The 12,880-nt window shown below is 66.3% G+C and carries 10 protein-coding genes; all 10 read left to right on the top strand.

The genetic code is table 11. The features are described 5' to 3' along the window. Positions 1 to 115: 115 nt before the first annotated feature. The 10 genes from B2747_RS12760 to B2747_RS12715 all read left to right on the top strand — a co-directional run bounded on the left by B2747_RS12760 (position 116) and on the right by B2747_RS12715 (position 12,819). The gene (locus B2747_RS12760; protein WP_291161449.1) at positions 116 to 1,267 is read left to right on the top strand and encodes an efflux RND transporter periplasmic adaptor subunit; all 1,152 of its coding nucleotides are present in this window, start codon (positions 116 to 118) and stop codon (positions 1,265 to 1,267) included. Positions 1,268 to 1,275: 8 nt separating this feature from the next. Further along, the gene (locus tag B2747_RS12755; protein ID WP_291161446.1) at positions 1,276 to 4,383 is read left to right on the top strand and encodes an efflux RND transporter permease subunit; all 3,108 of its coding nucleotides are present in this window, start codon (positions 1,276 to 1,278) and stop codon (positions 4,381 to 4,383) included. Continuing rightward, positions 4,380 to 7,454 carry an efflux RND transporter permease subunit gene (locus B2747_RS12750; protein ID WP_291161443.1) on the top strand — a complete coding sequence of 1,025 codons (3,075 nt, stop codon included), beginning with the start codon at positions 4,380 to 4,382 and terminating at the stop codon, positions 7,452 to 7,454. The genes B2747_RS12755 and B2747_RS12750 overlap by 4 nt, the downstream gene beginning before the upstream one ends. A 156-nt stretch (positions 7,455 to 7,610) precedes the next feature. Continuing rightward, entirely contained in the window at positions 7,611 to 8,462 is an 852-nt protein-coding gene (locus tag B2747_RS12745; RefSeq protein WP_291161440.1) for an NAD(P)-dependent oxidoreductase, read from the top strand. 96 nt (positions 8,463 to 8,558) lie between these two features. Beyond that, positions 8,559 to 8,741, top strand: a complete 183-nt coding sequence (locus B2747_RS12740) for a hypothetical protein (RefSeq protein ID WP_291161437.1) — start codon at positions 8,559 to 8,561, stop codon at positions 8,739 to 8,741. 518 nt (positions 8,742 to 9,259) lie between these two features. Then, positions 9,260 to 9,652 carry a hypothetical protein gene (locus B2747_RS12735; RefSeq protein WP_291161434.1) on the top strand — a complete coding sequence of 131 codons (393 nt, stop codon included), beginning with the start codon at positions 9,260 to 9,262 and terminating at the stop codon, positions 9,650 to 9,652. 97 nt (positions 9,653 to 9,749) lie between these two features. After that, positions 9,750 to 10,595, top strand: coding sequence for a DUF3108 domain-containing protein (locus tag B2747_RS12730; protein ID WP_291161431.1), 846 nt, complete (start codon positions 9,750 to 9,752; stop codon positions 10,593 to 10,595). A gap of 150 nt (positions 10,596 to 10,745) precedes the next feature. Continuing rightward, positions 10,746 to 11,366 (top strand): YceI family protein, encoded by a 621-nt coding sequence (locus B2747_RS12725; protein ID WP_291161428.1) that lies wholly within the window; start codon positions 10,746 to 10,748, stop codon positions 11,364 to 11,366. A 76-nt stretch (positions 11,367 to 11,442) separates the two neighbouring features. After that, entirely contained in the window at positions 11,443 to 11,664 is a 222-nt protein-coding gene (locus tag B2747_RS12720) for a hypothetical protein (protein ID WP_291161426.1), read from the top strand. A 57-nt stretch (positions 11,665 to 11,721) separates the two neighbouring features. After that, positions 11,722 to 12,819, top strand: a complete 1,098-nt coding sequence (locus B2747_RS12715) for a hypothetical protein (RefSeq protein ID WP_291161423.1) — start codon at positions 11,722 to 11,724, stop codon at positions 12,817 to 12,819. Positions 12,820 to 12,880 lie beyond the last annotated feature (61 nt).

Below are 12,880 nucleotides of genomic sequence, written 5' to 3'. Positions count from 1 at the left end.
ACCCGATGCGCGTCCGAATGATGATGCAGCCCCCACGTCCAGACGTTACTATGTCGCGGAAACCCGGCGGCGCCCAATGTCTGGTCGTCGCCGTCCAATCAAGTCTGTGCCCCTCATGTCCCGTCATGTGCTGACAGTCCAACGCCACGCAGCGCGCCGGCTGCTTGTCCTCGCCACCTCCGTCACCGCGTTCTGGGCCTGTGCCAAGGCCGACGGGGACAGTGCCACGAGCGACAGCTCGGCCGCGTCGGCCTCCGCCGATTCGGCCGATGCCGCACGCCCGGCCCTCGCCCTGCCGGTCTCCGCCGAGGAGGCCAGCGATGCGGATCTTGTGCTCCGCGTGACCACCACGGGCCAGGTGCGCAGCGACGCGGTGGTCAAGCTCAAGGCCGAGGTGCCGGGCACGGTCGCGCGCGTGCTGGTGCGGCCGGGGCAGCAGGTCACGCAGGGCCAGGAACTGGTGCGCTTCGACGCGTATCCGTTTGAATTGGCCGTGCGCGAGGCCGCGGCCCGCAGCGACGAGGCGGAACAGCGCTTTCTCGAGAGTTATGTGCCCGAGTCGCTCGTGACCGGACAGGGCCCCACGCCCGAGCAGCGCCGAGCGCTCATGAACAAGGCCGGCCTCACCGGGGCCCGTCTGCAACTCGAGCGCGCCAAATTCGAGCAGGATCGCGCCGTCATCCGCAGCCCCGTCGCCGGCACGGTGGACGCCATCGACGTGGCCGTGGGCGAAAAGATCGGTGCCGGCCAGCCGCTGCTCACCGTGGTGGACACGCGCAATCTGCGCATCGAGGCGCAGGTGCTGGAGCACGACTTGCCGCTCATTCGTGTGGGTGGTGAAGCGGTGGTGTCCAGCGCCGCCACGGGCGGACGGAGCCTGCCCGGGCGCATCGAGGCGGTGCTGCCGTTGGTGGACTCGGTGACGCGCGCGGGACGGGCACTGGTTCGTGTCCGCAACGATGGCGCGCTCAGGCCCGGCATGTACGCCGATGTGTCACTCGAAGCCGCGCGGCTTCGCAATCGGCGCCTCGTGCCGGCAAAGGCGGTCATCGAACGCGATGGCCGGCCGCTGGTGTTTGTGGTGCGCGACGGCCGGGCGCAATGGACGTACATACTGCCCGGCCGCAGCAACGGCAGCTTCACCGAAGTGCTGCCCGATTCGGTCACGGGGGAGATCCCCGTCAAGGCGGGCGATCCGGTCATCATCGAGGGGCATCTCACGCTCACGCACGACGCCCCCGTGCGCGTGCGCACGCCTGACGCCTAGGAGCCACCGTGTCGCTAGCTGCAGCAGCGGTGCGCCGCCCCGTGGCCACGGTGGCGGCGATTCTCGCGGTTCTGCTTCTGGGCTCGGTGTCGCTTACGCGCCTGCCCGTGTCTCTGTTGCCCGATGTCTCGTTGCCCGTGCTTACCATTCGCACGGTGTATCCGGGCGCGGCCGCACCCGAGGTGTCGCGCTTCGTGGCCGAGCCCATCGAGCAGGCCATTGCCGCCACGCCGGGGCTCGTGGAACTGCGCAGTGTGAGCCGCAACAACGAAGCCACCACCACGGCGCGCTTTGCCTGGGGCACCGACATGCGCAGCACGGTGCTGGCCATGCGCGAGCGGCTCGATGCGGCGCGCGGTCAACTGCCTGAGCGCGCCGAACGGCCCACGCTGCTCACCAGTGATCCGGGCGAGCGGCCCATCGCCGTACTGGCCGTGCGCACCGATCGCGCCAAGGGCGGCGGCGACCTGCGCACGCTGGCCCGTACGGCCGCCGAGGTGCATGCGCGTCGCCTCGAACAGATCGAGGGCGTGGCCAGTGTAGCCGTGGTTGGTGCGCCCGAAGACGAAATCCGCGTGTCGGTGGACCCGGATCGTCTCCGCGCGCTCGACCTCACACCAGAAGACGTGGCCAACGCCATCCGCACGCAGAACGTGACCGGTGCGGGCGGCACCATTCGCCGCGGGCAGTTTCGCTTCTCGGTGCGCACGCTCACCGAATACCGCACGCCTTCTGAACTGCTGGAAACACCGGTGGGTCCACCCGGACGCGGCATCATGCTGCGCGATGTGGGCACGGTGGAACTGGGTCTCGCCGATCCGCAAACACTCACGCGTCTCGACGGCACGGAAGCAATCGGCCTCGTGGTTTACAAGGACGCCGGCTCCAACACGGTGGCCGTGACACGCCGCATGATGGCGTCGGTGGCGCAGCTCGAGCAGGAGTTTCCCACGCTGCCCATGACCGTGGTGGCCGCGCAGGCCGACTTCGTGGTGGATGCGCTGTCCAATCTCGGTCAGGAAATCGTGGCCGGCGGATTGCTCTCGCTGCTGGTCATTTTCGTGTTCCTGCGCGACTGGCGACTGTCGCTGGCCATCGGTCTCACGGTGCCGCTCTCGGTGCTCATGGCGCTCGTGGCGCTGCAGGCGCTCGACGTGTCCATCAATGTGCTGTCGCTGGGTGGACTGGCGCTGGGTACGGGTCTCCTGGTGGACACGGCCATCGTGGTGGCGGAGTCGGTGGGACGCAAACGCCGCGAGGGCATGGGGCTGCGTGAGGCCGCCATTGCCGGCACCGACGAAGTGGCGGCGCCGTTGTTTGCGGGCACGCTGACAACGGTGCTGGTGTTTGGCCCCATCATCTTTGTGCGCGGACTGGCGGCGGCGCTGTTTCGGGACTTGTCACTGTCGGTGGTCACCACGGTGGCCGCCAGTCTGCTGCTGGCGCTCACGCTCATGCCGGTCATGATCGTGGGGCGGCGCAAAAGGCAAACAGCGATAGCCGACCCCGCGGAAGCCTTAAGGGCAGAAGCCCTAAAGGCGGAAGCCGAGGAGCCGGGCGCTCTCGACCGCTTCGGCGCGCGACTCGCGGGCTACTACGAGCATGGCATGCGCTGGTCGCTGGCGCATCCTGTGGCCGTGTGTGGCGCGGCGCTGGTCACGCTCGCGGTGACCATCGTACTCATCATCGCGCTGCCCAAGGAAATCTTGCCACGCGTCGACGAAGGTGTGCTGGTGGCGCAGGTGGCGCTGCCCGAAGGCACGGCGCTCGAGGCCACCACGGAACAGGTGGCGCGCATCGAGCAGGCGGCGCGGCAGCTTGGCGCGCGTGATGTGTATGCGCGTGTGGGCAAGGCCACCGACGAGGAGGTGCTGAGCGGCGCCGATCCGGGCTCCAGTGCCACCGCGCAGCTCATCGTGCGCATTCCCGAGGGCCGTTCGGCGGCGGTGTTTGCGCAATCGCTGCGCGGTGCGCTGCCCGATCTGGCCAGTGGGGCCCTCGCCATCGATCTCGCGGGCCAGTCGGAATTCGGCTCGCTCATTGGCCGCGAAGGGCGGCTCGTGCGGGTGGAGCTGTCGGGCACCTCACCTGCCGAAGCGCAGCAGTGGGCCGACACCGTGCGCGGCGCCCTGCGTACCCTGCCCACGCTATCCGATGTGCGTGATGCCTACGCGGCCACGCAGCCCGTGGTGGAGGTGCGGCTCGAGCGCGCGCGACTGGCCGAGCGCAACATTCCGCCCTCGGCGGTCTCGAGTGCCCTGAGTGGCGCGCTGGGTGGCGTGGCGGCCAGCGAGTTGCGTGAAACCGATCGCCGCACGCCCATTGCCGTGCGCTACACCGGCGCAAGCAACGAAGATCTGAGCGTGGCCCTGCGCACGCCCGTGCGCGGCGTGCCGCTCGGGCAACTGGTGCAGGTCAGTGAAACGCGAGCGCCACTTGAGGTGGTGCGCGTGGGGCAGCGTCCCGTGTCCATCGTGGAAGGTCTGGTGGAGGAGGGAGGCACGGCGAAGGCCAGTGCCGATGTGCAGCGCGTCATGGCTGCACTCACCCTGCCGCCCAGCGTCACCTGGCAGGTGGGCGGCGCCGACGCCGAACGGCAGCGCACCAGCAACGAACTCACACTGGTGCTCGTGCTGGCGGCCGCGCTCATGTTTCTCGTGCTGGCCGGCGAGTTTGCCAGTTTCACCATTCCGCTCGTGGTCATGCTCACCGTGCCGCTGGCCGGCGCGGGTGCCATTGTCTTTCTCTGGCTCACGGGGCAGTCGCTCAACGCCGTGAGTCTCATTGGCATCGTGGTCATGATCGGCATGGCCGACAACGAAGCGGTGGTCAAGCTCGACGCCATTCGCAGCCTGCGCGAACAGGGCCTGCCCGTGCACGAGGCCATTGTGCAGGGCGGGGCGCTGCGTCTGCGCGCCATCGCCATGACCAGCATCACGACGGTCACGGGCGTGCTGCCGCTGGTCTTTGGCTGGGGCAGTGGTGGCGCGTTGTATCAGCCGCTGGCGGCCGGCATCATTGGCGGCAGCATCAGTGCACTGCTGGTCACGTTCTTCCTGCTGCCCACGGTGTACGCGCTGCTCGAAGGGCGCCGCGAACGCGCGATGATCCCGTGATTCGTTTCGCAACCTCGCGCCCGGCCGTGGTGTGGGCCTTGTGTGTGGCGCTGCTGCTGGCGGGCGGCCTGGCCTTCACGCGCCTGCCACTGGCCACACGCACCACCGTGGAGCTGCCGCGTCTGTCCGTGGGCGCCTTCTGGGCCGGGGCCTCGCCCGAGGTCATGGAAACCTTCCTCACCTCGCCCATCGAAGCCGCCGTGCAATCGGTGCGCGGCGTCAAGTCGGTGTCCAGCACCAGCAGCGACGGTTCGGCCATGCTCACCGTGGAGCTCGAACCACGTGCCGACGTGCAGATGGTGCGGCTAGGCATTCTCGAACGGCTCGAACTGCTGCGTCGCGACCTGCCGCCGGGTGCCTTCATGCCGACGGTGTCCAACTACGTGCCGGAGGGTTTGCAGGAGCCGCCGCTGCTTTCACTCACCATCTTCGGTCCCTACACGCCCGGCACACTGCAGCGCATCCTCGATCGCGATGTGGGGCCGCGTTTGTCGTCGGTGCCCGGCGTGTCGGGTGTGCAGGTGCGTGGGGGCACCTCGCTGGGCGTGTCGGTCAGCTATGACCCCACACGACTTCGTCAGTTGGGGCTCACGCCGCAGCTGCTGAGCGACGCGCTGTCCAACGCCCGTCTGGTGCAGGCTCTGGGGACGCTCGAGTCGCGCGACCCCAACGGCCGGCGCCGCTTCGCGCGTACGGTGGTACTGCGTGACCAGCCGGGCAGTCTCGAGGAACTCGGCGCGCTGCCGGTGCGCGCACCAGGCGGGCGTGTGTTTCGCCTCGATGAACTGGCCACCATTCGTGCGGAAGAAGACGCGCGTGGCCGATTCTTTCGCATTGACGGCGAACCGGCGGTTGCCATCGACATATCGCGGCATGCCGGAGCCGATGCCATAGAAACCGCTGCCGCCGTGCGCCGCGCCATTGATGACCTGCGCACACGATTGCCACTGGGCGTGCGTCTCAAGGTCACCAGTGATCAGAGCGAAGACCTCGCGCGCGATCTCGGTGACCTCGCCAAACGTGGCAGCATTGCCTTTGTCAGTGTGATGCTGGTGCTGCTCCTGCTCATGCGGCGTTGGCGTGCGGTGGCGGTGGTCATGGGGACGACGGCGGTGGCCATCGCCGCCACAGCACTGTCGCTCTACGTGTTCAAGATTCCAGCCAACCTGCTTACCCTGGCCGGACTGAGCATGGGCGTGGGCATTCTCGTGCAGAACGCCATCGTGGTGGTGGAGCGCCTGCAGCGTGTCCCCGACAGCGCCAACGCCCGCGCCGCCACTACGCAGCGCATGGCACCGGCGGTGCTCGGCAGCACGCTCACCACGGCGGTGGTGCTCTTCCCGTTTCTCTACCTGCAGGGCAATACGCGCGCGGCCTTCATGCCCTTTGCGCTGGCTTTTCTGCTGGCGCTGGGCTGGAGCGTGTTCGCGGCGCTCTGCATTGTGCCGGCCATTGGACGGGTGTCGTCCACGCACTCGCTCACGCTGCGCCGCGCGCAACAATCATGGCGCCGCCCGTGGCATCGTCTGCGCCGTGGCTTCGCGCGCGTCAGCTATTTCCTGCTGCGCTGGCGATGGGTCACGCTGCTGGTTACGACGGGCGCACTGGGCGTGCTGAGCTACGGATTCGTGGTCAAGGTGCCGCGTTCCAGTTTCAACTTCTGGGGCGATCGCCGCACGACGCTCTCCGTATACATCAACTTTCCGCGTGGCTCCGACCCCGTCACACTCGATGCGGCCATGGCCGAGTTCGAGGCGCTGGTGGTGGGGCGTCCCGAGGTGGAGCAGGTACGGGCCACATCATCGGGTGGCACCGGCGCGCAGATGACGGTGGTGTTCACGCGCGAGGGCGGGTTCAGCGCGGCACCGCTCGAGATGCAGGAACTGCTCACGCAGCGTGCCGTACTCGTGGGTGGAGCCAACATCAGTGTGGTGGGCGAAGGGCCGGCCTTCTCCAGTGGCGGTGGCGGGGGCAGCTTCGCGTCGTTCCGTATTCAGTTGCGCGGCTTCAACTACGCGGGTCTGCAGCAGATCGGCGAAGACCTGGCCAGTCGCCTCGCCACCAATGTGCGTGTGCGCGACATCCGTATCACCAGTGGGGGCTGGTTCTCCAGTGAACGCGGCTCGCAGGTCAGCATCGAGCCCGATCGCCGTGCGCTCACACGCTATGGGCTCAACGCGCTGCAATTCATGCAGGCCGTCTCACGCGAAGTGCGTGGCCCCGTCGGTCGTCAGCCCGTGGACATCGATGGCGAAGAACTGCCCGTTACCGTCAAGGCCATTGGCGCATCGGCGCGTTCCCTCGATGAATTGCAGGATGCGCTCATCCCCACCCCCAGCGGTGCGCCCGTGCGCATTCGCGACGTCGCTGTGGTGGCTGAGCGGGAGGCATTGGGCAGCGTGGTGCGGGAAGACCAGCAGTATGTGAGGCAACTGGTGTATGACTTCCGGGGCCCAGCACGACTGGCACGTCGCACGCACGAGGCGTTCATGAAGTCCGTCTCGGCGCCGGCGGGTTATGAGATCCGCGATCTCAGTTCAGGCTTTGCCTTTGAGAGCGAAGAAAGCGCCAAGGGACTGTGGCTGGTGTTTGGTATCGGCGTGACGCTGGTGCTGCTGGCCGTGGCGTTGGTGTTTGACAGTGTGTGGGCGGCAGGCATGGTGTTCGTGTCATTGCCACTCGCCCTGGCTGGTGTGGCCGCAGCGTTCTGGCTGGCCAAGGCGCCGTTCACGCGCGAGGCGGCCGTGGGCGTCATTCTCGTGGTCGGTCTGGCGGTCAATCAGACCATTCTGCTTGTGGACGCGGTGCTGCCGCTCAGGCGCAAGTATGGCCGTCTCACGCGTGGCGTACTGCTGCGCGCGCTGCTCGATCGCGTGGGCATGATTGTCATTGTGACGGCGGCGGCACTGGCGTCACTCATTCCGCTTTCGGTGGGCACGGGCACGGACACGCTGTTCGGTGCCATTGCACTGGCCACGGCGGGGGGAACCGTTGCAGGCACGCTCGGGGTTTTGTTTGTCTTGCCTTCCGTGTTTGGTGGGCGGCTGGGCCTCGTGAAACAGAAGGTGTGAGGATACGAGGATCTGAGGATTGGAGAGGCGGGCGTCGAGGGACTCGCCAACCGGGAGTCCCTCGACGCCCGCCCCTCTTATCCCCGGATCCTCCTATCCTCACACCTTCTTTTCCCCGAACCTCTGCGCAGCGCCAGCCAACATAGATTCCCCTCCATGCCCCACATCGCCTATCTCGGTACCGGCCTGCTCGGCAGCGCCTTCGTCGAAGCCGCCTTGCAGCGCGGCGACACCGTCTCCGTCTGGAATCGCACCCGCAGCAAAGCCGAGGCCCTTCTGGCCTTTGGCGCGAGCGTGGCGGATACACCGGCCGATGCCGTGCGCGGTGCCTCGCGGGTGCATCTCGTGCTCAAGGACGATCCCGTCGTCGAAGAGGTGGTCGCGGCGCTCAGACCAGGTCTCGCGCCCGATGCGGTCATCGTCGACCATACCACCACGCAGCCAGCAAGCACCGCAGAGCGTGTCACGCGTCTCTTGGCCGACGGTGTGCAGTACCTGCACTGCCCGGTGTTCATTGGGCCGGCGGCCGCACGCAAGGGGCAGGGCATCATCACGGTGTCGGGCCCGGCGGCACTCTATGAGCAGGTGCGGTCCGCGCTGGAACAGCAAGCCGAGAAGGTCGTGTATTGGGGCGAACGCCCCGATCTCGCGGCGGCCTACAAGCTCATGGGCAACGCCTTCATCATCGGCCTCGGCGCCCTCGTCTCCGACGTGTTCACCATTGGGCAGGGCACGGGCGTCAGCGCACCGGATGCGCTCAAGCTGCTCGAGTTCTTCAATCCGGGCAGCATGCTGCAGAATCGCGGCCGCAAGATGTCCGAGGGCAACTTCGACGCCAGCTTCGAGCTGCTCATGGCCCGCAAGGATATCCGACTCATGCTCGAGACGGTTGGGGAGCGCCCCTTGGCGACGCTGCCCTCGATCGCCGCTCGCATGGATGCCGTGATCGCCGAGGGGCATGGTCATCAGGATTTTGGCATTATCGCCCATGACGCGGTGCAGGGCTGAGTTGACGGCCCAGTTTCCGGTCTGCCCCCGCTTCCACCAGCCGGCCGGCCACCCTTAAGTTTCCGCCCTGACTTCCAACCGAGGCCAACTCTCGCGATGCCCTTCTTCAGCCATCCCGCCAACGCGGACTTCCTGCTGCCGCTGATCAAGCTGCCGCTGCTGCTGATCTCTTCGATCTTCAAGGTCATCCTGGCCATTGGACCGATCGGGCAGATCGCGCTCATCGCGATCGTCATCGCGCTCTACACTCGCAACATCATGGGTCCGGCTCGCCCCTGAGCCCTTCTGGCGGCGAGCCCGCGAATGGCTCGCTTCACCCGGATCCACCCGCTCGTTGGCTCGCGCCCAGCCTCTCGTCATGAGGGCTGGGCGCTTTGCATTGCGGATGGGGAAACCTTCCCGAAAATTCTCCGAACTCCGCCGGAATCAACCCGAGCCATCAATCCGTCATGGTGGGCCCTTGGTTTCCGAGTCCTAATTGTGTAAGAATACAGAGTCCTAAGAACACGCGGTCCGAACCGACGCTCATCGTGGCGTCATTTAGCCGACTTCCGGAATCCGCCCGATACCGGGAAGGACAACGCAACTTGTTGTTTTGCAACACGATGTGTGGTTCTCGGCACATCGGACGTTCTTTCGGGTCGCGCACCGGCTTCTGGCGCTTCTTCGAAGAAACCGCTCGCTCGGGTCCTAACGTTGTTGGTTTTTCCGGACCCATCGGTATTATTCGCAGGCTGACCACTTTCGGAGTCTGTTTGAGCACCCCGGACACCCGATGCCAGGACGGTGCAGGCCTTATGCCGCTTACCCCACCAGTGGTGGGGGAACTGGTCGCGCACGCCCATCGCGTGCTGCGCCAGGTGCAGCCTGACCGGGTTCGAGGTACCGCACCGGAGCGGGGATCCCTCGCGCAGTTCTGGGCCTCGCCCGAGCGGGTGCGTTCAGCGCTGGCCATTCAGGGTCAATCGCAGCAGGCCTATGCTGACGGTCAGGCGGTGCAGGTGCTCGTCCACGACGAGTTTCTTGGCATGGCGGCCGTCACCGGTCTCATCGAAGACGGAGTCTTTCTCAATGCCGGCGCGGCTTTGCCGACCGGGCCTTTTGTGCGTATGACGGTCACGTCGGGCGCCGCGCCGCTGGCCGTCTTCTGGTTTCCCGTCGTCGAGATCGCCGTACCGCGTCGGAACTGATTGAGACCCACCCTCGGCGCTCCGTCGGGGGAAGTCCTACGCAAAGGCGGCATTGTCCCGCTGCTTTCGCGGGGCGAGCGAGGCGACACTGTCTCGTATGGGCATTTCCCCGATACGCCGCCTGGTACTCGCCGGGCTTCTCGTGTTCCCCTGGCCGGCTGCCGCGCAGCCCGTGGCTGCAACGGGCGCGTCGGCTGCCTCGCCGGAGAACGGCCCGGCCCGAGCCAAGCACGCAGGACCCGTGGGCCTGCCGTTTGCGATCGGTGAGGTGCTGCAGTTTCGCGTGAACGTGGCCCGCGGCGGCAACATCGGCACGGGCGAAATGCGCGTCGAAGCGGCGACGGCCGATGAACCGGCCCCGTGGCGCTTTGTGTCGGAAATGCGCGCACGTCGCGGCTTCATCAGCGCCACCGATCGCACCACGTCATGGTTCGACCCGGCGCGCATGGCCAGCACGCGCTTCGAGAAGCGGGAGCGTCATCCCCTCTCACGTGCCGACGAACAGGTGGACATCGATACGCACGCCAAACGCTGGCGCGTCTCGGGCGACAGCGTCGGCGAGCCGCTGGGCGCCACATCACCGCTCGACGAGCTGTCCTTTCTGTACTTCGTGCGCACACTGCCGCTCGACCGTGACAGCACCTTCCAGTTCAATCGCCACTACGACGAACGGCGCAACCCCACGCTGGTGAGTGTCGGCGCCGAGGAAATGCTGGAGACGGATGCGGGCACCTTCCGCACGCGCGTGGTGGTCATGCATGTGCGGGACCCCAAGCACTTCAAGGGCATCGGACTCATCAAGCTCAACATCGATGTGTCGCCCTGCCGCATGCCCATTCGCATCGTGAGCAAGATGCCCATCGTGGGCACGACGACGCTGACGCTGACGCAGCATCGTGCGGCCGGTGTGCGGAACTGCACCGCGGTGTCGGATTCCACCTGACACGGCTGGGCGGCAACCCGCACGAAAGTTCAAGAGACACCCGACCTTGTGTGACTGGCCAAAGTGCGAATCTCATGTCCACAGGCGACTGACGCCGGCGACTGCCGTCGATGAATGCCTGGACGATTCCCGCTTGCTGGAGACTTCCCGATGCGTGCCCCGCTTTCGCATCTCGCTATACTGACCGCCGCGGTGACCCTCATCGCCGCCACGCCCGTCCCCATGGCGAGCCCGCTCGCGCTTCGCGAAGGCAGTCGCCTCTGGTTCGACGGCACCTCCACCGTTCGCTCGTGGAACTGCTCGGCCGACCGCATCGACGCCACGCTGGTTCCCAGTGACGACGGTGTCATCGCTGCGGTGCTTGATGGGCGCAAGGTCGCAGGTCAGGTGCAGGTCGACTTCCCCGTGTCAAAGCTCGAGTGCAAGAACGGCACGATGAACGAGCACATGTGGAAGGCGCTCAAGGCCAAGGAGCACGCCACCATTCGCTTCGCGATGGAGAACTACAGCGTCGAGCGCGGCAGCACGGTGTCGGGCAGCCTGCAGGGTACGCTGCAACTGGCGGGGCAGACGCTGCCCATCACGGTACCGGTGCAATTCGCAGCCGCGAGCGATGGCGCACTGCGCGTGACGGGCAAGGTGCCCGTGAAGATGACCGACTGGGGCATCAAGCCGCCGACGCTCATGCTCGGCACGATGAAGGTGGGACCCGTCGTCAACGTGCACTTCGATTTGCTGCTGCAGAAGAGTAGTGCGACCGCGCTCGACTGACTGTCGTCCCGTGCGCTCGCGGTTCGTTGGTTCCCTGTCGTTCAGTCCACTCCTCCACATCATCGGACTCCGTCATATGTCCCGCACTCGTCGCCTCCGCTTCACCACCCTTGGCGTCACACTCGGCGCGATGATCGCGCCTCTGGCGACGCCGCTCTCCGCGCAGCAGGCCGATCCGGCCGGCACGCAGCCGCCGCGTGACGTGCAGTACATGCGTCCACAGGACAAGCGCGGCCTCAACGTGTTTGAAACCAGCAAGGAGGCCGGCGCGCCGTACACCGGCTTCAAGCTCGCCTAGGGCGCGGCGTTCACCCAGCAGTTCCAGGGCCTCGCGCACGAAAACACGGCGGATGTCGTGGCCGTGCCGGCCGTGCAGCCGTCGCCGGGCAACGCAGGTTCCGCCGCCAATCCGAACCGGAACAAGCTGATGCCCATCAGCAACGGCTTCAACAACGCGACGGCCAACCTGTACATGCATGCGCAGCTGGCCAAGGGCATCCGGGTTCAGCTCACCAGCTACCTGTCGGCGCGTCATCACAACGAAACCTGGGTCAAGGACGGCTTCATCCAGATCGACGAGTCGCCCATCGACATGCCGATCCTGAACACGCTCATGAAGTACACGACGGTCAAGATCGGTCACTTCGAAGTGAACTACGGCGACTTCCACTTCAAGCGCTCCGACAACGGTCAGGCCCTGTTCAATCCGTTCGTGGGCAACGCCATCATGGACGCGTTCACCACGGAAGTGGGGGCGGAAGCGGTGCTGCAGCACAAGGGGCTTTTTGGTGTGGTGGCGCTGACCAACGGTGAGATCCGCGGCAACATCACGCGTCCCGCAGATCGCTCGCCGGCAGCGATGGCGAAGCTCGGCTTCGACCGTCAACTCAACGACGACGTGCGGGTGCGTCTCTCGGGCTCGTGGCGCAACCAGGGCAGCGCCATCAGCAACACGCTCTACAGCGGTGACCGCGCGGGCTCGCGCTACTACTTCGTGCTCGAGAACGACAAGGCCACCGAGTCGGCGAACTTCACCTCGGGACGCATCAACCCGGGATTCAGCGACAAGCTGAGCGCGTACATGATCAACCCGTTCATCAAGGTGAAGGGTGCGGAAGTCTTCGGCATGTACGAGAAGGCGAAGGGTCGCTCGGCGTCGGAAACCGCGCTGCGTGAAGTCGATCAGGTGATGGCGGAAGGCGTGTACCGCTTCCTGCAGGATGAGAAGCTCTTCCTGGGTGCGCGGTGGAACCGGGTGACGGGTAACCTCGGCGGCGCGAACAGCGATGTCACCGTGACGCGCGGCAACGTGGGTGGTGGCTGGTTCATCACGCCCAGTCTGCTGCTCAAGGCGGAGCTGGTGGAGCAGAAGTACGAAGGCTTCGTCCGCACCGACATCCGGAACGGTGGCAAGTTCCGTGGGTTCATGATCGAGGCTGTTACCGCCTTCTAAGTGTCCGCTGTACCGTAGAACAGAAGGTGTGAGGATTGGAGGATCCGAGCAGCTGTCTTGA

It is taken from the genome of Gemmatimonas sp. UBA7669, assembly GCF_002483225.1.
In the GTDB taxonomy this organism is placed as follows: Bacteria; Gemmatimonadota; Gemmatimonadetes; order Gemmatimonadales; family Gemmatimonadaceae; genus Gemmatimonas.
This window is presented reverse-complemented; position numbering and strand designations above follow the sequence as displayed.

Coding starts and splice junctions, on each gene's coding strand:
- B2747_RS12760 (WP_291161449.1), top strand. CDS start 116: ATGTCCCGTCATGTGCTGACAGTCCAACGCCACGCAGCGCGCCGGCTG.
- B2747_RS12745 (WP_291161440.1), top strand. CDS start 7,611: ATGCCCCACATCGCCTATCTCGGTACCGGCCTGCTCGGCAGCGCCTTC.
- B2747_RS12740 (WP_291161437.1), top strand. CDS start 8,559: ATGCCCTTCTTCAGCCATCCCGCCAACGCGGACTTCCTGCTGCCGCTG.
- B2747_RS12735 (WP_291161434.1), top strand. CDS start 9,260: ATGCCGCTTACCCCACCAGTGGTGGGGGAACTGGTCGCGCACGCCCAT.
- B2747_RS12730 (WP_291161431.1), top strand. CDS start 9,750: ATGGGCATTTCCCCGATACGCCGCCTGGTACTCGCCGGGCTTCTCGTG.
- B2747_RS12725 (WP_291161428.1), top strand. CDS start 10,746: ATGCGTGCCCCGCTTTCGCATCTCGCTATACTGACCGCCGCGGTGACC.
- B2747_RS12720 (WP_291161426.1), top strand. CDS start 11,443: ATGTCCCGCACTCGTCGCCTCCGCTTCACCACCCTTGGCGTCACACTC.